A 24,850-nucleotide genomic window follows, 5' to 3' on the forward strand; every position below is an offset into this window, starting at 1 on the left:
CCATGTCCGATCCCATCACCGGGGAGTATCACCAGTGCGTATGCGCCTGCGTCAGTCGGCCGTGCTCGTGGCGGCGGCCGCGACCGGCATCGTCGTCGTTCCCGTCGTCCCGGCCGCAGCGGCGGCACCGGACCGGATCTACGTGGACGGGTGGGCCAGGACCTGCACCGACAGCGGGGCCGGCACCCTCGACCAGCCGTTCTGCAGCATCGGCGCCGCGGCGGCCGCCGTCCAGCCCGGACAGACCGTCAGGGTGTCGGGCGGTCAGACGACCTACCAGGAGGCCGTGCACCTCACCCGCTCCGGCACGCCGGACCACCCGATCGTCTTCGACGGCTCGCCCGGCGAGGTCGGCTACATACCGGCCGAGGTCTACCCGGAGGCGGGCACCGAGAGCGCCCTGACCCTGGACGGCGTGCACGACGTGGTGATCCGCGGCTTCGACGTCGGCAGCCTGGCCGGCTACACCGGCACCCCGGCCGTCGTGGTGAAGAACAGCAGCCGGGTCACCCTGGACGACATCAGGTTCTCCGACGGCGGGGTCGCGGTCGGCGGCGGCGACGGGGTGACGGTCGGCCGGAGCAGCTTCATGGGCTCCGGCGGCCTCGAGATCGGCGCGGGCACCCAGCACGCGCTGGTCACCGCCAACCTGTTCCACGGCACCCGGTCCACCGCCGTCAAGGCCGTCGACGCGCCGGGCGTCGCGGTCACCAACAACACCGTCGCCGCCTCCTGCGGGGAGAGCGTGCGGATCGACGGCACCTCGCCGGGCGCCGTCGTCGAGAACAACGTGATCACCGCCGGGTACACCGGCTCCGGGGTCTGGCCGGCCTGCACCACGCCGGGGCCGGAGCGCGGCGAGACCGAGATCGCTGTGTCGGCGGCCTCGACCGACGGCACCAAGGTGGACTACAACTCGGTCCACCCGTGGTCCGACGCCAACGCCTACACCTGGGGCGGGACGTCCTACCCGACCCCCGCGGCGTTCCGGGCCACCGGTCAGGGCGCGCACGACATCGACACCGACGTCACCTGCGCCAACGGGAACTGCGACCCGTGGCTGTTCGCCCGCTCGGCGGTCAACTACCCGGCGCTGGCGGACTCCGCCGACCCGGCGGCACCCGGCATCGGCACCGACCTGGCCGGCCGCACCTACACCGACAACCCGAACGCGGCCGACACCCTCGGCGGCGTCCGCGACCGCGGCGCGTTCGAGGCCACCGGCCAGCGCGGCGTCAACCTGGCGGTCACCAGCACCCAGGAGCCCACGCTGCAGGGCTCCACCCCGCTGACGGTGACCGCCACCGCCGACGTGCGGAGCGACTGGCCGATCCAGCAGTCCGACTACCTGTTCGACTTCGGCGACGGCACCAAGGTGCACTCGACCACGCCCACGGCCACCCACGTCTACGACAAGGCCGGGACCTTCGACACCAGCCTCACCGTCACCGACACCCATCACGGCACGGCCAGGAACACCGGGCCGTCGGTCCGGACCGTCGTCGGGCAGCTCAGCGCCGACCCGACGGTGAGCGTCGACGGGTCGCTGTACGCGACCGTCCAGTCGAACGTCACGACCCCCTGGCGGCTGACCGGCGAGGAGATCGACTTCGGCGACGGCTCCCCCAAGGAGACCTCCGCGTACGGGAGCACCGCCTACCACCAGTACATGCGGGCCGGCGACTACCAGCTGACCGTCACCGACCGCGACGACAGCGGCAAGACGCTGGTCACCAAGCGCACCGTGCACGCGGTCAGCCCGCAGGACACCGCGACGCTGCAGCCCGGCAAGCGGATCCAGCTGCTGACCCGCGACGGCAAGGCGTGGCTGAACGACGCCGGCGCGAACTACGACAAGGGCGTCTGGGGCCCGTTCCTGCCGGTGCCCGGTGCCGGGTTCGCCAGCAAGAACGTCGCCTCGATGGCCTCGGTGACCACCGCCGACCAGTACCTGCGGGCCTTCGCGCTGGCGGACGGCAAGGTGTACAGCGCCGACCGCCGGCTGGGCGCGGCGACCGGCGGCGTCGCACAGGGCCAGTGGCTGCCCTGGAGCGAGGTGACCGGCGCGAACGGCGCGGGCAACCTGAGCGGCATCACGCAGATCTCGGCCGCCGCCAGCGGCAACCGGGTCCACGTGCTGGCCCTCGCCGGCGGCCGGGTGTACGAGGCGTCCGGCGACCGGGCGAGCGGCACCTGGTCGAAGTGGGGCGACATCACCGCCGCGCTCGGCTTCCCGGCCAACACCGTCGGCATCTCCGGCGCGTTCATCGGCAACGTGCTGCACGTCGGCATGACCGGTTCGGACGGGCACGTCCGGGTCGGCGACGGCGACTACGACCGCGGCCGGTGGAGCGGCGGCGACCTCACCGACGCGCTCGGCTACGCCTGGCCGAGCCAGTACACCAAGCCGTCCCAGATCGGCGTGGCCGCCACCGCGGACGGCAAGCTGCACCTGTTCGTGGTGGTGTGGGACCGGCTGATGGAGGCGGGCGGCGACTACACCGCCGGCCGCTGGACCAACTGGGCCGACGTGTACGGGGCCACCGGCCTGATGGGCGTCAACCGGGTCGGCGTGGCCGCCACCGGCAACACCCTGCGGGTGTTCACCGGGAGCAGCTCCGGCACCGGCGTCACGGAGACGGACGCCGACTACGCGGCCGGGCGCTGGTCGCGGCCGATGGTGGTGGGCGGCGGCAGCGGGGCCGACCTGTTCACGGCCACCGGGTTCTGATCGGCGGCCGCAGCTGACGGCGGGTCGGACGGATACGACCGGGATCCGGGAAATCCGGCAAACAGGCTCGACCGCAAGGGTGTTCGAGTGAGAAGCTGAGCCGCTTTTTGAACATCCTTTACCCTTCCCGGGAGCCCGTTCGTGCGCCTGCGCCAGTCCGCCGCCCTCACCGTCGCCGCGGCGACCTCCGTCCTCGCCTTCCCGGCGGTCCCGGCCTCGGCCGCGACCGCCGGGAGCACCCTGTACGTCAACAGGGCCTCCGTCTCCTGTACGGACGCCGGCACCGGTACCGAGGCGAACCCGTACTGCACCATCTCGGCCGCGGCGGCGGTCGTCCGGCCCGGACAGACCGTCAAGGTCGCCGCCGGGTCCGGCACTTACTCCGAGACGGTGACGATCGACCGCTCCGGTACGCCGGAGCAGCCGATCACCTTCCTCGGCATGGTGCCCGGCGAGCAGGGCATCCCGCCGATCGTGTACCCGGGGGGGAGTGCCGAGGGCATCACGCTGGCGGGCGTGCACGACGTGGTGGTGCGCGGCTTCTCGGTCCGGCACCGGGACGCCGGGGCGGTGCCGGTGGTCAGCGTCCGGGACTCCTCCCGGGTGACGCTCGACCAGAACCGGTTCTTCGCCGGGACCGGCGGCCCGAGCGTCCGGATCTCCGGTGACAGCGGCGACCTGACGGTCGCCCGCAACCGCTTCACCACCACCGGCGGCCTGCAGATCGGGGCCGGCGCCCACGACGTGCTGGTCAGCGCCAACCAGTTCGACCGGACCGGCACCGCGGCGGTCACCGCCGCGGACGCGCCGCGGACCGCGGTCACCAACAACACCATCGTGTCCCCCTGCGGGGAGGCCGTGCGGATCGACGGCGCCTCGCCGGGCGCGGTGATCGAGAACAACCTGGTCAAGGCCGACGGCGAAGGCGCGGTGGCCCCGACCTGCGGCACCGGCCCGGACGCCCGCGGGGAGGCCGAGATCGCCGTCTCCGCCGGGTCGGTGAGCGGCTCCAAGGTCGACTACAACCTGCTCCACCCCTGGTCGGGCGGCTCCGCGTACGCCTGGGCCGGGACGAAGTACCCGACCGCCGCCGAGTTCACCGCCGCGCAGCCCGGGCAGGCCGGGCACGACGTCCACGCCGCCTTCTCGTTCACCGACCCGGGCTCCGGCGAGCTGCGGCTGCCGGCCTCCGTGACCGCGGGCGCGACCGCCTGGATCGACTCGACCGATCCGGACGCGCCCGGCGTGGGCACCGACCTGCTCGGCGTGAAGCCGACCGACGACCCGGACGTCCCCAACACCGGGGGCGTCCGCGACCGGGGCGCCTACGAGCTGTCCGGCCAGACCCCCGCCGGTCTCCTGCTGACCGCCCAGCCGCCGATGCTGCAGGGCCCGGCCCCGTTCACGGTCACCGCGCAGGCCAACGCGTGGAACCGGTGGGGTTTCGCGCAGGCCAACTACCACTTCGTCTTCGGCGACGGCACCTCGGTGGACTCGGCCACGCCGACCGTCCAGCACACCTACACCACGCCCGGCTCCTACACGGCGTCGGTCACCGCGACCGACACCCAGGGCGCGGCGTCGACCTCGCAGCCCCAGCAGGTCGAGGTCAAGCCCGCGGGCGACCTGGCCGTCGACGTGGCGGCGACGCCGGACGACGTGCTCGGCGTCAGCGTCGTCACGAAGATCAGCTCGCCGTACCTCCTGGGCGTGGGCTACCGGGTGGACTACGGCGACAACGAGTCCGACTTCCCGGCGCCCACCCAGCAGGCCGTCTACCACCGGTACCAGGCCCCCGGCACCTACCAGATCACCGTAACCGCCGGCGACCAGGGCCAGCGGACCACTGTGGTCCGCAAGACGGTGAAGATCGCCAGCTCCGGGTACGACGCCTCGATCGCCGAGGGCGAGCGGGTGCAGCTGTTCGCCTTCGACAAGGACGGCTACCCGCCGGTCGGCAGCGGCGCCAACTACACCCTGGGCCGCTGGGCGCCGTTCACGCCGGTCCGGACCACCGGCCTGCCCACCCCGAGCGGCACCGTCTCCGCCGCGGTGATCGCCGAGGACCAGCACCTGCGGCTGTTCTCGCTGGCCCGGGACGGCCGGGTGCTCTACGCCGACCGGAACCTGGGGCCGGACGACGGCTACCTGAAGCGCGGCGCCTGGGACCAGTGGTACGAGGTGACGGCGGCGAACTCGGCGGGCCCGCTGCCCGGCATCACCCAGCTCTCGGCCACCGCCATCGGCAACACCATCCACCTGGTCGCCGTCGCCAAGGGCCGGGTCTACGAGACCTCGGTGGACCGGGGGTCCTGGAAGTGGTCCCCCTGGGGCGACATCACGGGGACGCTCGGCTACCCCGGCGACGTGACCAGTGCCGCCGCCGCCTCGATCGGCAACGTCATGCACGTGGCGATGCTCAGCTCGGACGGCCGGATCCGGGTCGGCGACGGCGACTACGGCCGCGGCCGGTGGAGCGGCGGCGAGTTGACGGCCGCGGTCGGCCGGCTCCCCGGCACCACCACCCAGGTGGCGGCGGCCGCCACCCCCGGCTCGAAGTTCCACGTCGTCGCGCTGGCGGACGGCAAGGTCTACGAGGCGGGCGGCGACTACGCGGCCGGCCGCTGGACCAACTGGGGCAACATCACGGCGGGGACCGGCCTGCCCGCCCTCACCCGGGTCGCCGCCGCCGGCACCGGCAACTCCCTGCGGGTGTTCGGCCTCACCGCCGGCAACCAGATCATGAACGCCGACGGCAACTACACCCTCGGCCGCTGGACCAGGGCGGACCGGGTCGACGGCCCCTACGCGGCCGGCCCGACGGACCCGAACGGCCGGAGCCTGGTCGTCGACCTCAGCGTGGCGGGCCGGTGACCGGCGCCCGCCCCCTCCCCTGCTGCCCCTGACCCGAGGACCTCACCCCGCACGAGAACCCGGCGGCACCCCGAAGGCCCCCCGCGCAGTCGCGCGGGGGGCCTTCGGGGTGCTCGGGACGGGGTTCCTCGGGGCGTTGGGTGTCCATGGCCGGCAGTGGGCAGTGGGCAGTGGGCAGGGGAACGGGCCGGGCTGCGGGAACGCGGCCGGGGGCGGTCGCGCATCGACCGATCGGATGATGCCGGGGTCCACCGGAATGCTCGTCAGGACTGGCCGGTTCGCCGACGAAGCACGGCCGGGGGCGGGGCCACCATGGAGGCAGCACACCGAACTCGCCCGTCGCACTGCCGCACCGCCGCCCCCGCCCGTCGCCCCCGCAACCGTTGAGGCATTCCGTGCTGTACCTGCCGTCCCTCAGGAGGAGTCTCAATGACCGAGTCAAGCTGCCTGCGCGTCCAGAACGGGGGTGAAGATCCGATTGTCGCGCAGGAGCGCCCACAGGACGCTGACCCGGCGGCGGGCGAGGGCGATGATCGCCTGGACGTGCTTGCAGCCCTCGGCGCGCTTCTTGAGGTAGAAGTCCCGGTTCGGCCCGTCCCGCATGATGCTGGTCTGCGCGGACATGTAGAACACCCGTCGCAGGCGGCGACTGTAGCGTTTCGGCCGGTGCATGTTGCCGGTGCGGCGACCGGAATCGCGGGGGACGGGCACCAGCCCGGCCGCCGAGGCGAGGTGGCCGGCGTCCGCGTAGGCGGCCAGGTCCCCGGCGGCGACGACGAGCTCGGCGCCGAGTACCGGCCCGATGCCGGGCAGGGACTCGATGATCTCGGCCTGCGGGTGGGCACGGAAGGTGTCGCGGATCTGCTTGTCGATCCGCTTCAACCGGTCGTCCAGCGCCAGGATCTGCGCGGCGAGGTCGGCCACGATCGCGGCGGCGACGTCCTCGCCGGGCAGCACGGTGCGCTGGGCCTCGGCGGCCTCCAAAGCGGTCGCGGCGACCGCGTCGGCGCCGCGCACGCTCCGGTTGGCGAGCCAGGCCGTCAGCCGGGCCCGGCCCCGGCGGCGCAGAGCGGCCGGGGTCTGGTAGCCGGTCAGCAGGACCAGGGCGCCCTTGTGCGCGGAGTAGTCGAAGGCCCGTTCCAGGGCGGGGAAGATGCCGGTGAGCACGTCGCGGAGCCGGTTGATCATCCGCACGCGGTCGGCGACCAGGTCCGATCGGTGCGCAGTCAGCAGTGCGAGGTCCGCCGCGAGCTGGGCGGGCACCTCGATCGCGGCGAAGTCCCATCGCTGACGGGAGGTTTCGGCGATGACGTAGGCGTCGCGGGCGTCGGTCTTCGCCTCGCCCCGGTAGGCGCCGGCCATGCGGTTGACGGTGCGTCCGGGCACGTAGACGGCCTGCTGGCCGTGGGCGGCGAGCAGGGCCAGCAGCAGTGCCGAGGCGGTGCCGGAGATGTCCACCGCCCAGTGGACCTGCTCGGCCAGCTCCAGGATTTCGCCGAGCGCGGTCAGGATCGCCGTCTCGTCGTTGACGATCTTCTTCGACCACAGCGTTGTGCCGGCCTCGTCGACCACGGCCGCCCAGTGATGGCCCTTGCCGGCGTCAACACCCGCCCAAGCACGGGCACTTCGCTCTCCCACTCGCCCCTCCTCGATCCCGCCTGCATTCCATCGGCCCGAGGAACACCCCGCCGTCGTCTCCGTAAACAGCGACCGCACACAGCGCGCACATCTCAATCAGCAGCCAGGGCACCCCGAAGAGCCGGACGGCCACTCCTCGCAAGCCACTGAAGGCAGAGAACCGTTAGCCACATCCGGCCCTCCCGGGCCGACCAACACCTTACGGAGGACCGTGATGACCGCCAACGACCGACGCCTGCTCACCGCCGCGCACACCGGCGACCTCGACGCCGCCCGGGCCGCCCTGGCGGAGGGCGCCAACGTGGAGGCCCGCGATCCGGACGGGCGGACGGCGCTGCTGCTGGCCGCGCTCGCCGACCGGGTGCCCGTCGCCGAACTCCTGGTCGCCGCCGGGGCGGACCCGGACGCGCAGGACGCGCGGGAGGACAGCCCCTGGCTGGTCACCGGCGTCACCGGCAGCGTGCCGATGATGCGCGCCCTGCTCCCCGCCGGGCCGGACTTCGGGCTGACCAACCGGTTCGGCGGGGTGAGCCTGATCCCCGCCGCCGAACGCGGCCACGCCGGCTACGTGCGGGCCGTGCTCGCGGAGACCGACATCGACGTCGACCACGTCAACCGGCTGGGTTGGACGGCCCTGCTGGAGGCCGTGATCCTCGGCGACGGCGGCCGCGCGCACGCCGAGGTCGTCCGGCTGCTGCTCGCCGCGGGCGCCTCCCCGCGGCTCGCCGACGCCGAGGGCGTGACCCCGCTGCGGCACGCCGAACGGCGCGGCTTCGACGTCCTCGCCGCCCTGCTCCGCGAGGCCGAGGCCCGGACGGGACACGAGAGCGGAGGCCCCCGGTGACCGCCCGCCGCAGGTGCACCGGCCCGCTGCTGCTGGCGGCCGCACCGGTGCTGGCCGTGCTGCTGGCCGGCTGCGCCGCCCCGGACGGCGACGGTGCGGCCGGAGCCCCGGCCGCACCCCGCCCGACGGCGGCCGCCCCGGCCGGGGCACCGGCCCCGGAGGCCGCCGCGGAACCCACCCCGGCCGGGACGCTGCTGGTGGCCGACTTCGGGGCCGACACCGCGACGTTCGTCGACCCGGCGCGCGGTGCGATCGGCTCGGTGCGGGTCGGCACGGCGCCGTACGCGGTGGCGGTCGGGCCGGACGGGCACGCCTGGGTGAGCACCGCGGAGGGCGTCGCCGAGGTCGACACCCGGGCGCGCAACCTGGTCCGGAGCATCCCGTACCGGACGCAGACCGGGCCGGCGGGCACCGGCGAGTACCGGGGCGGCGGCATGGGCCTGGCCCTGTCGCCCGACGGCACCCGGCTGTACGTCGGCGTGAACGTACCGGGGGGCAACGGCGTGCTGGAGGTCGTCGACACCGCGAAGGGCGAGGTCACCGGGGTGGCCCCGGTCGGCCGGCGGCCCTTCGACGTCGACGTCTCGCGGGACGGGCGGGAGGTCTACGCGACCGGCCACGACTCCTTCGACGTGACGGTGGTCGCGGCGGACGGCCTGGCCACCCGGCGGATCCAGGTCGCCCCCTACGGCACGAAGGGCGGCCTCGGCTCCTGGCTGAAGCCGCACTACACGGCGGTCCGGCCGAGCGACGGCAAGCTGCTGCTGCCCTTCGAGGGCGAGCGCCTCGCCGTGGTCGACCCGGCCACCGGCCGGGTCGAGATCGAACCGATGACCGCCGACACCCACCAGCACGGCGTCACAATCGCCCCGGACGGACGGCTGCTGGTGGTCGGCTCCGGCCCGATCACCGGCGACGACCGGGGCCCCAGCCTGACGGTCCGCAACCCCGACGGCACCGAACGGGTCTACCCGCTCGGCACCCCGCACGAGAACGTGGCCCTCTCCGCGGACGGGCGGACGGCCTACGTCACCGGCGGCTTCACCCGGGACGGCTACTGGGACGGCATCACCCTGGTCGACCTCGACACCGGCACCACCCACCGCCTGGAGGCCGGCCACCGCCCCCTGGGGGTGGCGGTGCTCTGACGATCAGGCCGGAGCTGGCCGGGCCTGGCCAGGCCCGGCTCGGCGGGCGGCGGGCAGGCCCTAGGGTGGGCGGATGCTTCCTGCCGCCGCGCTGCCCACGCCGTTGACGCCGGTCGACGACCCGGAGTTCGCCGCTGCGGGCGCGGAACTGTGGCTGAAGCGGGACGACCTGGCGCACCCGAGCGTGCCCGGCAACAAGTGGCGCAAGCTCGCGCCGAACCTGGAGCGGGCGGTGGCGGACGGCGCCCGGGGGCTGCTCACCTACGGAGGGGCGTACTCCACGCACGTGCGGGCGGTGGCGGCCGCCGCCCGGGGGCTCGGGCTGGCCAGCACCGGCGTGATCCGCGGGGCGGAACTCGCCGGGCAGCCGCGCAACTGGTCGCTGGCCCGGGCCGAACGGGACGGAATGGTGCTGGAGTTCGTCGAGCGCTCCGCCTACCGGGCGCTGGCGGGCGGCGGGCAGGAGCGGCGGGCCGGGTACTACGTGCTGCCGGAGGGCGGTTCCAACGGCCTGGCGGTGCGCGGTGCCGCGGTGACCGCGGCGGAACTCGCCGGTGCCCTCCCGGACTTCGGCCCCCGGGACGTGGTGTGCTGCCCGGTCGGCACCGGCGGCACCCTGGCCGGGATCGCGGCGGGGCTGCCGGCCGGCCCGCGGGCGCTCGGAGTGGCGGTGCTCCGCGGCGAGGGCTACCTGGAGGCCGAGGTGACGGCCCTGCACCGGGCCGGCTACGGCCGGGAGTTCCCCAACTGGCAGCTGGTGCACGGCTGGCACGGCGGCGGCTACGGCCGGGTGCCACCGGAGCTGGAACGATTCGCCTCGTGGTTCGGGACCGCGTACGGAGTGCCGGTGGAGCGCCGGTACGTGGCGAAAGCGCTGTGGGCGGTGTACGGCCTGCTGCGGGCGGGCGAGTTGCGGGGGTGCCGGGTGACGGTGGTGGTGACGGGGCTGCCCGACCCGGTGGGCTGAGACCCCCGGTCGCGGACCGGGGGCGGGCGGTCAGCCGAAGTTGAGGTCGCTGCAGAGGTCGGCGTCGGCGGGGCGGGTGTTGTCGGTGATGCCGGACGGGATGGCGGAGGGCAGGGCGCTGGGGGAGGCGCCGCCGAGGCCCGCGGTGTCGTCCTGGGCGGTGCCGTCGGGCAGGCCGGGGGTGTCGGCGCGGTCCTGGCCGAGGGTGAGCACGATGCTGTCGGTGGCGGTGCTGCGGAGTTCGGCGCCGGGGTAGAGCTGGGCGAGGTGCTCGGCGGCGGCGCGCTGGGCGGGGGCGTACTCGATCAGGGTGGTGCGGCGGGCCGGGGTGTTGGCGCCGATGGTGATGTCGGTGTAGCCGTTGCCGCGCAGCGCGAGCGCGGTGCGGCCGGCCAACCCGGCCGTCTTGGCGGCGTTGTGCACGGTGACGGGCACGTCCAGCGTCGCCGCGCCGCCCGGATCGGCCGTCGCGCTCGCGGTCGCGCTCGCGCTCGCGGTCGCAGTGGCGGTGGCCGTCGCGGAGGGCGAGGCTCCGGGGCCCGGTTCGAGGCCCGCGCCCGCCCCCGGACTCGTGCTCGCCGCCGGGTTCGCGCTCGCGCCCGCGTCGCCGGTGGGGTGGCCGTCGAGGGTGCGGTCCTGGCGCAGCAGGTTCCACAGGATGCTCGCGTCGGGTTCGACCACGGCGACCCGGGCGCCCTGGAAGCGCCAGGGGAGGGTGACGAACTGGATGTCGGAGAGCTGGATGTCCTGGAGGGACTGGGCGAACTCGGCGAGCTTGTAGGGGGAGCCGAGTTCGGGGTCGACGGTGAGCGACCTGGTGGCGGCGTCGGCCAGCGGCAGCAGGGTGGTCAGGTCGAAGCCCCTGCCCTGCACCTTCTTGATCAGCGAGGACATGAAGGCCTGCTGGCGGAGCATCCGGCCGATGTCGGAGCTGTCGCCGAGGCCGTGCCGCGCCCGGACGTAGTCCACGGCCTGCTGCCCGGAGACGGTCTGCCGGCCCTTGGTGAGGTGGATCCCGTACGAGTCCACGTCGTTGGGGACGCAGACGTCGACGCCGCCGACGGCGCTGGTGATGGCGGCGAAGCCCTTGAAGTCGACCACCAGGGTGTGGTCGACCCGCAGGCCGGTCAGCGCCTCGACGGTGTTCTGCGTGCAGGCCGGGTTGCCGGCCTTGAACTCGCCGATGGTGAAGGCGGAGTTGAACATCTGGTTGGTCCGGCTCTGGCTCCACTTGCCGCTGGGCAGCAGGCAGGGCGGGATGGTGACCAGGGTGTCGCGGGGTATCGACACACCGACGGCGTGCTTGTGATCGGCGTAGACGTGCAGCAGGATCGCGGTGTCGGAGTGGCCCACGCCCTCGTCGCCGCCGCCCAGCGAGCTGTTGCCGTCGTCGCGGGTGTCGGAGCCGAGCAGCAGGATGTTGACGGGGCGTCCGCCGGTGGGCGCGGGAGTGGCGACCGGGGGGCGGCTGGAGGCGATGCCCTCGGGTGCGAAGGTCGTGATGTTGTGGTCGAGCCGCTGGTAGTACCAGGCTCCGGTGCCGGCTGCGGCGACGACGAGTGCGGCGGCGGTGGCTCCCAGGCCCCGGGCTATTCGGCGGCCGCGGGAGCGGTTCGGGGCGGCCTTCTGCTTGGCGTCGGTCATCGGTCGGCGGTCTCTCTGCGCGCAGCGGCAACTGGTGCCCGAGGGCAGGCACTCGGCTGATCCGCCGCACTGCGGATCGGCACTCGTCACTACTTGGACGGTTCGGCGGACGGAATGGTTACACGCGAACCATCTTTTTCGAGAGTTTTTTCGAGCCGGTGGAACCGGGCAGCTCAGCGGCCCTGTTCGGGGGCCGGGGGAGTGCCGGTGGAGTCGAGCATCCGCCGCAGCAGGTCGCGCAGTTGGGCGCGTTCGTCGCCTTCGAGGGCGGCCAGCGGTTCGCGGGCGAAGTTCAGCGACTCGCGCAGTTCGGCGGAGGCGGCGCGGCCGGAGTCGGTGGCGACCACCAGCTTGACCCGGCGGTCCTGCGGGTCGGACTCCCGGGTGACGAAGCCGCGCCCCTCCAGCCGGTCGACGATGCCGGTGATGTTGGACGGCTCGCAGGAGAGGGTCTGGGCGATGTGCCGCATCGGCATCGGCCCGCGCCGGAGCAGGGCCAGCACCTTGGCCTGGGCGCCGGTGAGCGAGCGGGCGGCCGCGGCCTCCTCGTACTCGCGGTGGAAGAGGCCGACCAGGCGCGCCATCAGGTCGACGACCTCCAGCGTGATCGGGTCGGCGGTCGGCACCCGCTCCTGCGTCATGGCCTGCTCCTCCCGCTGTTCCATGCGTTCGAGTCTAACTGAACATTTGACAACGTGAACCTTTCATCCCCACGATTGCTTTAGTTGCTGAATATTTCACCCTCAGGAGTATGTGATGGCAGAGCAGCACGCCCTCCCCGCCACCGGCCGCGAGTGGCACCTGGCCGCGCGCCCGCAGGGCTGGCCCGTCCCCGCGGACTTCGCCCTGGTCGAGGCACCGGTCCGGCAGCCCGGCCCCGGCGAGATCACGGTGCGCAACGCCTACCTCTCGGTCGACCCGTACATGCGCGGCCGGATGAACGACGTGAAGTCCTACGTCCCGCCGTACGCGCTGGGCGCGCCGATGGACGGCGGGGCGGTCGGGTACGTGGTGGCCTCCGCCGCCGAGGGCTTCGCGGTCGGCGACGCCGTGCTGCACGGGCTGGGCTGGCGCGAGTACGCGACGCTGGACGCCGCGCACGCCGTCAAGGTCGACCCGGAGCTCGCCCCGCTCTCCGCCTACCTGGGCGTGCTGGGGATGCCCGGGCTGACCGCGTACGCCGGGCTGCTGGAGGTCGCCTCGTTCAAGGAGGGCGACACCGTCTTCGTCTCCGGCGCGGCCGGCGCGGTCGGCTCGCTGGTCGGGCAGATCGCCCGGCTCAAGGGCGCGAAGCGGGTCATCGGCTCGGCCGGCTCCGCCGAGAAGGTCGCCACCCTGGTCGAGGAGTACGGCTTCGACGCCGCGTTCGACTACAAGGCCGGCCCGGTCGCCGAGCAGCTCGCCGCGGCCGCCCCCGAGGGCATCGACGTGTACTTCGACAACGTCGGCGGCGAGCACCTGGAGGCCGCGATCGGCGCGCTCAACGTGCACGGCCGGGTCACCCTGTGCGGCGCCATCGCCCAGTACAACGACACCTCCGCCCCGGCCGGCCCGCGCAACCTGGCGCTCGCCATCGGCAAGCGGCTGCGCCTGCAGGGCATGATCGTCGGCGACCACGCCGCGCTGCGCGGGCAGTTCGCCGCCGAGGTCGGCGGCTGGCTGCGCAGCGGCGAGCTGCGCTCCGACGAGACCGTGGTCGAGGGCGTGGAGAACGCCGCCGACGCCTTCATCGGCATGCTGCGCGGCGCCAACACCGGGAAGATGGTGGTCGCGGTCTGACGCCGCGTCGCCTGTCGGACCGTCAGCACGCCCCCGCCGGAGCGCGATCCGCGGCGGGGGCGCACGCGTGCGGCCGTTCGGGGGAGGTGGGGGCCGTGGGGGTAGACCTCTCGGGCGAACCGACTAGCATGGGGTGAAAGCTTGTCCGTTTTGCTCGATTTGATGACCTAATGTCGAATAAGTTGAGCTCCCCGGGGTAGCCACTGATCAGGACCCACCGGCGACGGAGCGAGGCAGCTGGGGAAGGCGACCCTCGTCCACAGCCAGGAGGTCCCGGTGACGACACGTGGTGTGCTCTACATCCACTCCGCGCCCCGCGCGCTGTGCCCGCACGTCGAGTGGGCGGTCGCGGGGGTGCTCGGGGTGCGGATCAACCTCGACTGGATCAGGCAGCCCGCCGCGCCCGGGCACTGGCGGTCCGAACTCTCCTGGCAGGGGGAGCCCGGCGCCGCCTCCAAGCTCGCCTCCGCGCTGCGCGGCTGGCAGCTGCTGCGGTACGAGGTGACCAGCGAGCCCTGCGCCACGGCGGAGGGCGAGCGGTACTCCTCCACGCCCGCGCTCGGCATCTTCCACGCCGTCACCGGCATCCACGGCGACATCCTGATCCCGGAGGACCGGCTGCGCGCCGTGCTGCTGCGGGCCCGCAACGAGGGCGGCGACCTGGAGTCGGAGATCGCCAAGCTGCTCGGCAAGCCCTGGGACGACGAGCTGGAGCCGTTCCGGTACGCGGGCGAGGGCGCGCCGGTGCGCTGGCTGCACCAGGTGGTGTGAACGCGTGAGGGGGGTGCGGGGGCCGGGCCCCCGCACCCCCCTCACGGGCGCTCGCGTCAGACGGTGCGGAAGGCCAGCACCACGTTGTGGCCGCCGAAGCCGAAGGAGTTGTTGAGGGCGGCGATCCGACCCTCGACCGGCAGCTTGCGGGCCTCGTCGCGGACGATGTCGGCGTCGATGTCGTCGTCCAGGTCGACCACGTTGACCGTGGGCGGGGCGATCCGGTTGTACAGGGCCAGCACGGTGGCGACGGTCTCGATGCCGCCGGCGCCGCCCAGCAGGTGGCCGGTCATCGACTTGGTGGCGGAGATCGCCACGTGGTCGAGGTGCTCGCCCAGGGTGCGGCGCAGCGCCTTGATCTCGGCGGTGTCGCCCTGCGGGGTCGAGGTGGCGTGCGCGTTGACGTGCACGACCTCCGACTTGTCCAGCTCGTTGCGGGCGAACAGGTCGTCGATGGCGCGGGCCACGCCGGCACCGGTCGGCTCGGGCTGGGCGATGTGGTGGGCGTCCGAGGACAGGCCCTGGCCGATGGCCTCGCAGTAGACCCGGGCGCCGCGGGCGGCCGCGTGCTCGGCGGACTCCAGCACGATCACGCCCGCGCCCTCGCCGAGCACGAAGCCGTCGCGGGCCTTGTCGTACGGGCGGGAGGCGTGCTGCGGGTCCTCGTTGTTCTTGGACATCGCCATCATGTTGGAGAAGGCGACGATCGGCAGCGGGTGGACCGCGGCCTCGGTGCCGCCGGCCACGACCACGTCGGCGCGGCCGGTGCGGATCATCTCGATCGCGTAGCCGATCGCCTCGGCGCCGGAGGCGCAGGCGGAGACGGGGGTGTGCACGCCCGCGCGGGCGCCGACCTCCAGGCCGACGTTGGCCGCCGGGGAGTTGGGCATCAGCATCGGGACGGTGTGCGGGGAGACCTTGCGGACGCCCTGCTCCTTGAGCACATCGTACTGGTCGAGCAGGGTGGTGACGCCGCCGATGCCGGAGGCGATGACCGCGCCCAGGCGCTCGGGGGCCAGCTCGTTGGAGTCGTCGGTGGCGGGCGCCCGGTAGCCGGCGTCCTTCCAGGCCTCGCGGGCGGCGATCAGCGCGAACTGGGCCGAGCGGTCCAGCTTGCGGGCCAGCGGGCGGGGCAGGATCTCGCCGGGCTCGACGGCCACCCGGGCGGCGATCCGGACCGGCAGGTCGGCCGCCCAGTCCTCGGTGAGGGCACGCACGCCGGACTTGCCGGACAGCAGGCCCTCCCAGAAAGTGGCGGCGTCGCCGCCCAGCGGCGTGAAGGCGCCGATACCCGTGACGACCACGGTGCGGTTTTCAGCAGTCACTGGTTTCTTCTTCTCTCACATCTGCGGGGAGGACCGGGGGGCCGGCGGGAAAGGGGGCCGGTCGGGGCGCGACCCGCGCGCCCCGACCGGGAGCCTGACGGCAGGTCAGACGTTGGCGACGATGAAGTCCACCGCGTCGCCCACGGTCTTGAGGTTCTTGACCTCGTCGTCCGGGATCTTCGCGCCGAAGCGCTCCTCGGCGGCGACGACGACCTCGACCATGGACAGCGAGTCGACGTCCAGGTCATCGGTGAAGGACTTGTCGAGCGCGACGTCCTCGGTGGGGATGCCGGCGATCTCGTTCACGATCTCGGCGAGACCTTCGAGAACCTCTTCGCGGGTAGCCATATCGGCTGCTCCTTCTCGGTGTTGACAGCGTGCGGTCCGGCGGACCGACGCGGGTTTCCAGGGGTGGGGCGGGGAAGAACGCCTAGGGGAGCGTAACGACCGCGGCCGCGTAGACCAGACCGGCACCGAAGCCGATGATCAGCGCCAGGTCGCCGCTCTTGGCCTCGCCGCGCTCCAGCATCCGCTCCATGGCGAGCGGAATGGAGGCGGCGGAGGTGTTGCCGGTCTCCGCGATGTCGCGGGCCACCGGGACGTTGGGGGGCAGGTCCAGCTTCTTGACCATCGCGTCGATGATCCGCATGTTGGCCTGGTGCGGGATGAACGCGCCGAGCTGGTCGGCGGTGATCCCGGCGGCCTCCAGGGCCTGCTCGGCGACCTTCGCCATGTCGTACACCGCCCAGCGGAAGACCGTCTGGCCCTCCATCCGCAGGGCCGGCCACTTGATCTCCTCGCCCGCGCCGTTGACGGCGTCCGGCTTGGCGAACGCGGTGTCCCAGGCCTGGGTCTGCGAGATCACGTCGGCCTGCGAGCCGTCCGAGCCCCAGATCACCCGGCCGATGCCGGGGGTGTCGGAGGGCCCGACGATCGCGGCGCCCGCGCCGTCGCCGAAGATGAACGCGGTCGACCGGTCGGTGACGTCGGTCAGGTCGGACAGCCGCTCCACGCCGATCACCAGCACGTACTCGGCGCTGCCGCCGCGCACCATGCCGTCGGCCAGGCTCAGGCCGTAGCCGAAGCCCGCGCAGGCGGCCGAGATGTCGAACGCCGGGGCGGTGCCGCAGCCGAGCCGCTGGGCGATCTCGGTGGCGATCGCCGGGGTCTGCTTCAGGTGCGAGACGGTGGCGACGATCACGCCGCCGATCTGCTCCGGGCGGATGCCGGACATCGCGACGGCCTTGCCGGCGGCCTGCACCGACATCTCGGCGACGCTCTCCTCCGGCCCGGCCCAGCGGCGCTCGGCGATCCCGGAGCGGGTGCGGATCCACTCGTCCGAGGAGTCGATCCAGTTCAGGACCTCGGAGTTGGGGATCACCCGGGTCGGCCGGTAGCCGCCCACGCCGTGGATGCGGGAGTACTGGGCGCCGGTGGCCGGCCTGATGGTTGCGCTCATGCGCTCTTCTCCTGGTTGCCGTGCTCGGCCACGAGTTCGCGGGCCTTGTCGAGATCGGCGGGGGTCTTCAGGGCCAGCGTGGCGACACCCTTGACGTTGCGCTTGACCAGGTTGGTGAGGGTTCCGGCGGGGGACAGCTCGATCACGGCGGTCGCGCCGAGCTGCTGCAGGGTCTCCATGCACAGGTCCCAGCGGACCGGGTTGGAGACCTGCGAGACCAGGCGGGCGAGCACCTCGGCGCCGGAGCCGACCACCTCGCCGTCCTTGTTCGACAGGTACGCGACGGCCGGGTCCGAGGCGGTCAGGGTCGGGGCCAGCTTCTCCAGCCGCTCCACGCCCGGGGCCATGTGCGCGGTGTGGAACGCGCCCGCGACCTTCAGCGGGATCAGCCGCGCGCCGGCCGGCGGGTCCGCCTTCAGCGCGGCCAGCTGCTCCAGCGTGCCGGCCGCGACGATCTGGCCGCCGCCGTTGTTGTTCGCCGGGGTCACGCCGTGTTCGGCGAGCTTCGCGGCGACCGCCTCCGGGTCGCCGCCGAGCACCGCGGTCATGCCGGTCGCGGTCTGCGCCGCGGCCTGCGCCATGCCCAGGCTGCGCTCGCGGACGAAGCCCAGCGCGTCCTGCTCGGACAGCACTCCGGCCAGCGCCGCGGCGGTGATCTCGCCGACGCTGTGGCCGGCGACCGCGCCGACCTGCCCGGCGAAGCCCTGCGGGAACAGCGCCGCGGCGGTCACCAGGCCGGCCGCCACCAGCAGCGGCTGGGCGACGGCAGTGTCCTTGATCTCCTCCTCGGAGGCCTCGGTACCGGCGTGCACCAGGTCGAGGCCGGCCGTCGCCGACCACTGGCGGAGCCGGTCGGCGGCGCCGTCCAGTTCGAGCCAGGGGTTGAGGAAGCCGGGAGTCTGGGCACCCTGTCCAGGGGCGACGATAACAAGCACGGTTCAACCCTCTCTCGCCGGACGCCCGGGGGCGGGTAGGCGACGATGACGAAGAAAAGCACGTCAGCTTGTGGATTCCCTACAGTTCGCTCAGCCCTGGTCGGACCCGGAACCGAGACGCCCCAGAGCAAGGGCGATGCGCAGGGTGAATGCCGAACGTACGTCTGATGGAGCATAGCCGGTGACATCTGTCACACGACGCAGCCGGTAGCGCACGGTGTTCGGGTGAACGAAGAGCATCCGGGCCGCGCCCTCCAGGGAGGACGCCTGCTCCAGATAGACACTCAGCGTCTCCAGGAGTGCCGAGCCGGCCTCCTCCAGGGGTGTGTAGATCTCCTCCACCAGCTGACGGCGCGCCACCTCGTCGCCGGCCAGCGCCCGTTCCGGCAGCAGGTCGTCCGCCAGCACCGGGCGGGGCGCGTCCGGCCAGGCCGCGCACGCCTTCAGGCCCTGCGCGGCGGCGTGCGCCGAGCGGGTCGCCGACAGCAGGTCGCCGACCGTCGGACCGACCACCACCGGGCCCGGCGCGAACTGCCCGATCAGCGCCCGGGCCGCGTGCACCGGCTCCTTGTCGCCGCCGACCACCACCACCAGGCGGCGGCCCAACACACCCGTCAGGACGTGCAGTTTCGCGTACCGGGCGGCCCGCCGGATCGCCTCCACCACCAGCTCGCTGTCCCCGTCCGGGGCGCTGCCCATCACCACCCGCACCTGGCTCGGCTGCCCCCAGCCCAGCGCCGCCGCCCGGGACAGCACGCCCTCGTCGGCGTCCCCGGACAGCAGCGAGTTCACCACCAGCGCCTCCAGCCGGGCGTCCCACGCGCCGCGCGCCTCGGCGGCCTGCGCGTACACCTGGGCGGTGGCGAAGGCGATCTCCCGGGCGTAGACCAGCACCGACTCGCGCATCCCCGCCTCGTCGCCGGGCGCGGCCACCTCGCCGATGGCCTCCTCCATCACCTCGATGGTGGTGCGGATCAGCTCCACGGTCTGCCGCAGCGTGATCGCCCGGGTCAACTCCCGCGGCGCGGTGCCGAACACGTCCGTGGAGATCGCCTGCGGCGCCTCCGGGTGCCGGTACCACTCGGTGAACGCCGCGATGCCCGCCTGCGCGACCAGACCGATCCACGAGCGATGCTCCGGCGGCATCCGGCGGTACCACGCCAACTGGTCGTCCATCCGGGCGATCGCCGCGGACGCCAGCTTCCCCGCCGACTTCTCCAGCCGCTTCAGCGTGGCCGCCCGCAACTCCGCCCGCTCGGCGGCCAGTCGGCGCTCCTCGGCCGTCATCCGCCCCCGCCCCGGCACCCCGGCCGGGCGCGCGGACGCGGCGGAGCGCCGGGCCGCCTTCTTCTCCGGGGCCTTCTCGGCGGACCGCTCCGGGGAGGAGCGCTCACCGGACGACCGGTCGGCGGGCTTGTCGGGTTTCGCTGAAGCGGATGGCACGGCACTAGCCTGCCTCACCCCGACGGGTGCTCGTGCACGCCGGGCCCGATGTCGTCCGGTGGCACCCGTCACACCGGCTACCGTGGTGCCTGTGAGCGTGGATTCTTCGCCCCAGGACGGGCAGGCATTCGAACCCCTCGAACCGGCGTCCGGACCCGCCCGGAAAGAACGCGGCCGGGCCGATCTGCGGCGCGCCGCCGAGCGCTACCTGTCGGAACCCGCCGAAGGCATCACCACCCGGCACGCCTTCTCCTTCGCCGGCCACTACGACCCGAAGAACACCTCCTTCGGCGCGCTGCTCGCCTGCAACGAGGAGACGCTCGCCCCCGGCGCCGGGTACGAGGCGCACCGGCACAGCGACACCGAGATCGTCACCTGGGTGGTGTCGGGCGCCCTCGCCCACCGCGACGACGCCGGCCACGCCAGCGTGGTCCGGCGCGGCACCGTCCAGGTGCAGTCCACCGGGACGGGCATCAGCCACACCGAACGCAACACCGGCGGCGCCACCGAACCGGTCACCTTCGTCCAGATGTGGCTCCAGCCCGACCGGTACGGCACCGCCCCCGGCTTCGGACTCGCCCCCGTCCCCGACGGCGACGGCCTCACCCTGCTCGCCTCCGGACGGGACGCCGACGCGGACCGCGCCCTGCGGCTGCGCCGCGGCGACGCCGCGCTCTGGCTGGTCCGGACCCCGGCCTGGCTGCCGCTGCCCGAACTCCCCGCCGCCCCCTACCGCTACGTCCACGTGGTGGCCGGCTCGGTCGGCTACCGCACCGTCCCCGGCCCGCAGGGCGGCGGCCGCTCGGCCGGGCCCGGCGACTCCGTCCGCGTCACCGGCGACGCGTTCGCCGACCCGACGGCGGGGGAGGACGGGGTCGAACTGCTGCTCTGGGAGATGCACACGCCTGTGCAGTTCGGCTGAGAGGACGGGCAGACAGGGGCGCGGGGAACTGCGCGCAGCGGAGGAGCACGCCAGCAAGGTCGCGGAGCGGGCGGTGAGTCGATGCCGCTTTACGGTCTTGCGGTGGATGCCCGGCCGGCCGCGCAGTTCCCCGCGCCCCTGGTTTCGCAGCGTCCGGCGCAGCGGTTCTCCCCGCGCTCCTGGCTTCGTGCTGTGCGCTATGCCGTTTCGGTGAGGACCGCGTCGCTGAGCTGGGGCCAGACCTCGGCGGCCCAGGGGCCGAAGTCGCGGTCGGTGAGGGCGAGGCAGGCGAGGTCGGCGGTGGGGTCGACCCAGAGGAAGGTGCCGGACTGGCCGAAGTGGCCGAAGGTGGCGGGGGAGTTGGCGGTGCCGGTCCAGTGCGGGGTCTTGTGGTCGCGGATCTCGAAGCCGAGGCCCCAGTCGTTGGGGCGGCGGTGGCCGAAGCCGGGCAGGACGCCGCTGGTGCCGGGGAAGGCGACCTCGCGGGTGGCTGCGTGCACGGTGGCCGGGGCGAGGAGCTTGGGGGACTGCAGTTCGGCGGCGAAGCGGACGAGGTCGGCGGCGGTGGACAGGCCGCCGGCGCCGGCGGGGGCGCGGTGGGCGGTGTTGATCAGGGTGGCGTGCATGCCGAGCGGCTGGAAGACGGCCTCGGCCGCGTACTGGGCGAACGGGATGCCGGAGGCGCTCTCCAGGGTGGCCGCCAGCACGTCGAACCCGGCGTTGGAGTAGAGCCGCCGGTTGCCGGGCTCGGCCATCACCCGGTGCTCGTCGAAGGCCAGGCCGGAGGTGTGCGCGAGCAGGTGGCGGACGGTGGAGCCGTCGGGGCCGGCGGGGTCGTCGAGTTCGAAGACGCCCTCCTCGACGGCGACCAGGGCGGCGTACGCGCTGAGCAGCTTGGTCACCGAGGCGAGCGGGAACAGCTGTTCCTGCGGGCCGTGCGCGCCGAGCAGCGCGCCGTCGCTCCCGCGGACCACCGCCGCCGCGGCGTGGGGTACCGGCCAGTCCTCGATCATCCGCAAGCTCTGCATGGGCGGAACTCTAAACGACGGCACCCGGTGCCGGGCGGACGTGTGTCAGGCTTGCTTGGAGTGCGCTCCAACTCAGTAGCGTCGTTGTCGTCGCCGAAGACGGGGGTCGAGAGCATGGCAGGGTCCGAGCAGCGGGCAGTGGGACCGACGGGGTGCGAGGAGGCGTTCCGGCAGCCGAGTTCCGCACCGGACCTGACGCCGCGGCACGGGATCAGCGAGGTGTCCGCCATCAGCGGGCTGACCGCGCACACGCTGCGCTGGTACGAGCGGATCGGCCTGCTGGAGCCGGTGGACCGCTCGCACGCCGGGCAGCGCCGGTACACCGACGCGGACCTGGCCCGGCTGGCGTTCCTGACCAAGCTGCGGCTGACCGGCATGCCGGTGGCCGACATGGTGCGGTACGTCGAGCTGGTCCGGGCCGGGAACGGCACCCGGGACGAGCGCCGGGAGCTGCTGGTGGCGCACCGTGCGGAGGTGCGCCGGCGGATGGCCGACCTGCGGGCCACGCTCGCCGTGATCGACATGAAGATCGACCACTACGGCGGGTCCGGGCTCCCGGTCGGCGGCGACGAGGAAACACCGAACCACTGTGGACAGGACAGGAAGAGCGCATGAACAGCATCGAGACCACCCGCCTCGGCACCGACGGCCCGATCGTGGGTGTGCAGGGGCTGGGCTGCATGGGCATGAGCGAGTTCTACGGCCCGACCGACACGGGTGAGGCGCTGGCCACCCTGGAGCGGGCGCTGGAGCTGGGCGTGACGCTGTTCGACACCGCGGACGTCTACGGCCTGGGCGCCAACGAGGAACTGGTCGGCCCGTTCGTCCGGACGCACCGGGACCGGGTGGTGCTGGCCACCAAGTTCGCCATCGAGCGGCGCGCCGACGACCAGCACTACCGGGGCGTCAACAACGACCCGGCGTACATCCGCAAGGCGGTGGACGCCTCGCTGCACCGCCTCGGCCTGGACGTGATCGACCTCTACTACATGCACCGCCGCGACCCGCAGGTGCCGCTGGCCGAGTCGGTGGGCGCGATGGGCGAGCTGGTCGCGGCCGGCAAGGTCCGGTACCTGGGGCTGTCCGAGGTGACCGGGCCGGAGCTGCGCGAGGCACACGCGGTGCACCCGATCGCGGCGCTGCAGTCCGAGTGGTCGATCTTCGCCCGGGGCGTGGAGCGCAGCGCGGTGCCGGCCGCGGCCGAGCTGGGCGTGGCGCTGGTGCCGTACTCGCCGCTCGGCCGGGGCTTCCTGACCGGGGCGTTCGCCGACGCCGGGCAGCTGGCCGACGGCGACTTCCGGCGCCACCTGCCGCAGTTCAGCGGCGACAACGCGGCCGGGAACGCCGAACTGGTCGCCCCGATCCGGCGGATCGCCGAGCAGCGCGGGGCGACGGCCGCCCAGGTCGCGCTGGCCTGGCTGCAGCAGCGCGCCGAGGTGCACGGCCTGACCGCGGTGGTGCCGATCCCCGGCACCCGCAAGCGCAGCCGGCTGGAGGAGAACCTGGGCGGGACCAGGCTGGTGCTGACCGGGGAGGAGCTGGCCGAGCTGGAGCCGATCGCCGGGCGGGTGGCCGGCCGGCGCTACGCCGACATGAGCTCCACCGCGGACGCCCGCGAGGTCTGACGGGGCGTCGGGTGCCGGCCCGTCAGCCCTGGGTCTCGGACGGGCCGGTGACGTCCCCGTAGTGGCCGAGCGCGATGGCGGCGAAGTTGTGCCGGCTCTCGGTGCCCTCGGCCAGGTAGCCGGTGTGGCCGTTGGCGCCCAGCGAGGAGATCGACACCGCGCCGAAGGCGTGGGTGGTCGGGTCGGCGCCGTGGCCCAGGCCGCCGACCTCCAGGTAGGGGACGTTGCCGATCCAGTCGCCGGGGTTGCGGGCCGCCCAGACCTGGACGCCGGTGCCCAGCTCGGCCGCCGAGTCGACGCCCATCCCGGGGCTGCCGAACGCCACCACGTCGGTGGGCTGCGCGGCGTGCAGCGTCGGCGCGGTGGTGCCGCACACCACCGAGCCGTACGAGTGGCACAGCAGGGCGGGCGGCGCCTCGGGGTGGGCGGTCTGCTCGAGGCCGCCGAGCAGCCGGTGCAGCCGGGGGGCGGCGGCGTCCGCCAGCCGGGAGGTGACCGCGTCCGGGCCGAGGCCCTGCGGGGTGACGTAGCCGGTCCAGGCGACCACCGCGGTGCGGGTGCCGGGCGACTGGGCGTGCTCCTCGGTGTACAGCGCGCGGGCCATGCCGGCGGGGGAGCGCAGCGGGTCGCCGCTCTGGTCGAAGTGGCCGAGGTCGGCGTCCGAGCCGGGCACCAGGACGGCGATCCGCTGGGCGGTGGCCAGGTCGCCCCACACCTCGGTGACCAGGCCGCGGCCGCGCGGGTCGAAGGCGAGGATCTGCCGGCCCTCGCCGAGCAGCCGCTCCGAGTCGTTGGCGCGGGAGAGGGACAGCGCGCGGGTGGTGGCGTCCAGGGTGGTGTCCGCGGCGCGCTGCCGGGCCCGGTCCCGTTCGGCGGTGAGCGCCACCCGGTTGGCGCGGTAGCGGACCTCGGGCGGGGCCCCGTCCAGGTTGCCGACCACCAGCGGGTACTCGGCGACCAGCCGGTCGAGTTCGGCGGGCGTGAGGCCGGCGAAGAACGCGGCGACGGCGGCCGGGGCGGCGGTGGCCGGGTCCGGCAGGTCGCGGCCGAAGGAGTGGTCGGCGACCCAGGCGGAGCTGCCCGCGGGCGGGGTGGTGATGGCCAGCTGCTCGTTGGAGGCGGCGGCCTGCGCGGCGGCGGCCCCGGCGTCCACCAGGGCCGCGCAGCCGGCGAACACGCCGATCAGGATCCGCTTCACCCGCCTGCGCTGCATGGCGTCCACTCCCTCGGGCCGTACCTCGCGGCGGGACGGGCCCGACGGTGCAGTGACTTCCGACTACTAGTCAGCCAGAGTAGAGGTCGACCGACGCTGGAGGCAGGGAGCAAACAGTGTTCCCCGTCACATTCGCCCGTACGCTACCCCTCGTACTCCTTCACCACCCGTTTCGGTGCGACCGATCGCCAGGCGTCGGTGAGCAGTTCGCGCAGTTCCTCCGGGTCGACCCCGGCCAGCCGCACCCGCACCCAGCCGAACCGGCCGGTGTACGGCGCCACCGAGTACACCCCGGGGGCGGCGGCGATCAGCTCGGCCTGCTCCGCCGGGGCGGCCTTCACCGAGACCTCCCCCGACTCGGGGCGGCCCATGGCGAAGATCTTCCGCCCGACCCGCAGCGTCACCTGCTCCCAGGTCTCCTCCTGGTGGGTCTGCGGCAGCGCCAGGGCCAGCGCGGTCAGTTCGTCGAAGGTCGCCATGGCCGCAGGGTACGTCCCGGCACCG

At 73.7% G+C, this 24,850-nt stretch carries 21 protein-coding genes; 10 read left to right on the forward strand and 11 right to left on the reverse strand.

The features are described 5' to 3' along the window. Positions 1 to 40 precede the first annotated feature (40 nt). Both EDD39_RS13345 and EDD39_RS13350 read left to right on the forward strand, forming a co-directional pair. The gene (locus tag EDD39_RS13345) at positions 41 to 2,731 is read left to right on the forward strand and encodes a right-handed parallel beta-helix repeat-containing protein (RefSeq protein WP_123555824.1); all 2,691 of its coding nucleotides are present in this window, start codon (positions 41 to 43) and stop codon (positions 2,729 to 2,731) included. Positions 2,732 to 2,872: 141 nt separating this feature from the next. Continuing rightward, a complete protein-coding gene (locus EDD39_RS13350) occupies positions 2,873 to 5,605 on the forward strand; it encodes a PKD domain-containing protein (RefSeq protein ID WP_123555826.1) in 2,733 nt (910 codons plus the stop codon). Positions 5,606 to 6,043: 438 nt separating this feature from the next. Here EDD39_RS13350 and EDD39_RS13355 read toward each other — a convergent pair whose 3' ends face one another. Then, positions 6,044 to 7,243, reverse strand: a complete 1,200-nt coding sequence (locus EDD39_RS13355) for an IS110 family RNA-guided transposase (RefSeq protein ID WP_123555828.1) — start codon at positions 7,241 to 7,243, stop codon at positions 6,044 to 6,046. A gap of 214 nt (positions 7,244 to 7,457) precedes the next feature. Between EDD39_RS13355 and EDD39_RS13365 the strand changes: the two genes are divergently transcribed. From EDD39_RS13365 to EDD39_RS13375, 3 genes are all read left to right on the forward strand, one after another. Further along, complete coding sequence (locus EDD39_RS13365) at positions 7,458 to 8,087, forward strand: ankyrin repeat domain-containing protein (protein ID WP_123555830.1); 630 nt, start codon at positions 7,458 to 7,460, stop codon at positions 8,085 to 8,087. Beyond that, positions 8,084 to 9,235 carry a YncE family protein gene (locus tag EDD39_RS13370; protein WP_123555833.1) on the forward strand — a complete coding sequence of 384 codons (1,152 nt, stop codon included), beginning with the start codon at positions 8,084 to 8,086 and terminating at the stop codon, positions 9,233 to 9,235. The genes EDD39_RS13365 and EDD39_RS13370 overlap by 4 nt, the downstream gene beginning before the upstream one ends. Positions 9,236 to 9,308: 73 nt before the next feature. Further along, positions 9,309 to 10,202: a 1-aminocyclopropane-1-carboxylate deaminase/D-cysteine desulfhydrase gene (locus EDD39_RS13375; RefSeq protein ID WP_123555835.1), complete on the forward strand. Its 894-nt coding sequence runs from the start codon at positions 9,309 to 9,311 to the stop codon at positions 10,200 to 10,202. 30 nt (positions 10,203 to 10,232) lie between these two features. On the opposite strand, the gene EDD39_RS13380 is transcribed toward EDD39_RS13375, so the two are convergent. Further along, positions 10,233 to 11,846, reverse strand: a complete 1,614-nt coding sequence (locus EDD39_RS13380; RefSeq protein WP_123555837.1) for an LCP family protein — start codon at positions 11,844 to 11,846, stop codon at positions 10,233 to 10,235. A gap of 173 nt (positions 11,847 to 12,019) precedes the next feature. After that, positions 12,020 to 12,511: a MarR family winged helix-turn-helix transcriptional regulator gene (locus tag EDD39_RS13385; protein WP_123555839.1), complete on the reverse strand. Its 492-nt coding sequence runs from the start codon at positions 12,509 to 12,511 to the stop codon at positions 12,020 to 12,022. Positions 12,512 to 12,602: 91 nt separating this feature from the next. On the opposite strand from EDD39_RS13385, the gene EDD39_RS13390 reads away from it, so the two are divergent. Together EDD39_RS13390 and EDD39_RS13395 are read left to right on the forward strand one after the other, a co-directional pair. Continuing rightward, positions 12,603 to 13,625, forward strand: a complete 1,023-nt coding sequence (locus EDD39_RS13390; protein ID WP_123555841.1) for an NADP-dependent oxidoreductase — start codon at positions 12,603 to 12,605, stop codon at positions 13,623 to 13,625. 276 nt (positions 13,626 to 13,901) lie between these two features. After that, entirely contained in the window at positions 13,902 to 14,396 is a 495-nt protein-coding gene (locus EDD39_RS13395) for a DUF3145 domain-containing protein (protein ID WP_030458573.1), read from the forward strand. A 56-nt stretch (positions 14,397 to 14,452) separates the two neighbouring features. Here the strand turns inward: EDD39_RS13395 and fabF are convergent, their stop codons facing one another. From fabF to EDD39_RS13420, 5 genes are all read right to left on the reverse strand, one after another. Beyond that, positions 14,453 to 15,721, reverse strand: coding sequence for a beta-ketoacyl-ACP synthase II (fabF, locus tag EDD39_RS13400; RefSeq protein WP_123555842.1), 1,269 nt, complete (start codon positions 15,719 to 15,721; stop codon positions 14,453 to 14,455). Between the two features lie 105 nt (positions 15,722 to 15,826). Continuing rightward, entirely contained in the window at positions 15,827 to 16,069 is a 243-nt protein-coding gene (locus EDD39_RS13405) for an acyl carrier protein (protein WP_014135627.1), read from the reverse strand. A gap of 82 nt (positions 16,070 to 16,151) precedes the next feature. Continuing rightward, positions 16,152 to 17,180 carry a beta-ketoacyl-ACP synthase III gene (locus EDD39_RS13410; RefSeq protein WP_123555844.1) on the reverse strand — a complete coding sequence of 343 codons (1,029 nt, stop codon included), beginning with the start codon at positions 17,178 to 17,180 and terminating at the stop codon, positions 16,152 to 16,154. Continuing rightward, on the reverse strand, positions 17,177 to 18,115 hold the full coding sequence (locus EDD39_RS13415) for an ACP S-malonyltransferase (RefSeq protein ID WP_123555846.1): 939 nt from the start codon (positions 18,113 to 18,115) through the stop codon (positions 17,177 to 17,179). Before EDD39_RS13415 ends, EDD39_RS13410 begins: the two co-directional genes overlap by 4 nt. Before the next feature lie 90 nt (positions 18,116 to 18,205). Next, entirely contained in the window at positions 18,206 to 19,402 is a 1,197-nt protein-coding gene (locus tag EDD39_RS13420) for a PucR family transcriptional regulator (protein WP_051816642.1), read from the reverse strand. Positions 19,403 to 19,649: 247 nt separating this feature from the next. Here EDD39_RS13420 and EDD39_RS13425 point away from each other — a divergent pair, with 247 nt between their 5' ends. Further along, positions 19,650 to 20,480 carry a pirin family protein gene (locus tag EDD39_RS13425; RefSeq protein WP_244256702.1) on the forward strand — a complete coding sequence of 277 codons (831 nt, stop codon included), beginning with the start codon at positions 19,650 to 19,652 and terminating at the stop codon, positions 20,478 to 20,480. Positions 20,481 to 20,677: 197 nt separating this feature from the next. Here EDD39_RS13425 and EDD39_RS13430 read toward each other — a convergent pair whose 3' ends face one another. Beyond that, the gene (locus tag EDD39_RS13430; RefSeq protein ID WP_123555850.1) at positions 20,678 to 21,508 is read right to left on the reverse strand and encodes a serine hydrolase domain-containing protein; all 831 of its coding nucleotides are present in this window, start codon (positions 21,506 to 21,508) and stop codon (positions 20,678 to 20,680) included. Between the two features lie 114 nt (positions 21,509 to 21,622). On the opposite strand from EDD39_RS13430, the gene EDD39_RS13435 reads away from it, so the two are divergent. Together EDD39_RS13435 and EDD39_RS13440 are read left to right on the forward strand one after the other, a co-directional pair. Continuing rightward, positions 21,623 to 22,123 (forward strand): MerR family transcriptional regulator, encoded by a 501-nt coding sequence (locus EDD39_RS13435; RefSeq protein ID WP_123555853.1) that lies wholly within the window; start codon positions 21,623 to 21,625, stop codon positions 22,121 to 22,123. After that, a complete protein-coding gene (locus tag EDD39_RS13440) occupies positions 22,120 to 23,133 on the forward strand; it encodes an aldo/keto reductase (RefSeq protein WP_123555856.1) in 1,014 nt (337 codons plus the stop codon). Before EDD39_RS13435 ends, EDD39_RS13440 begins: the two co-directional genes overlap by 4 nt. Positions 23,134 to 23,155: 22 nt before the next feature. Here the strand turns inward: EDD39_RS13440 and EDD39_RS13445 are convergent, their stop codons facing one another. Together EDD39_RS13445 and EDD39_RS13450 are read right to left on the reverse strand one after the other, a co-directional pair. Next, a complete protein-coding gene (locus EDD39_RS13445) occupies positions 23,156 to 24,346 on the reverse strand; it encodes an alpha/beta hydrolase (RefSeq protein ID WP_123555857.1) in 1,191 nt (396 codons plus the stop codon). A gap of 143 nt (positions 24,347 to 24,489) precedes the next feature. After that, positions 24,490 to 24,825 carry an MmcQ/YjbR family DNA-binding protein gene (locus tag EDD39_RS13450; protein ID WP_123555859.1) on the reverse strand — a complete coding sequence of 112 codons (336 nt, stop codon included), beginning with the start codon at positions 24,823 to 24,825 and terminating at the stop codon, positions 24,490 to 24,492. Between the last annotated feature and the right edge of the window lie 25 nt (positions 24,826 to 24,850).

This window comes from Kitasatospora cineracea, from assembly GCF_003751605.1.
GTDB lineage: Bacteria > Actinomycetota > Actinomycetes > Streptomycetales > Streptomycetaceae > Kitasatospora > Kitasatospora cineracea.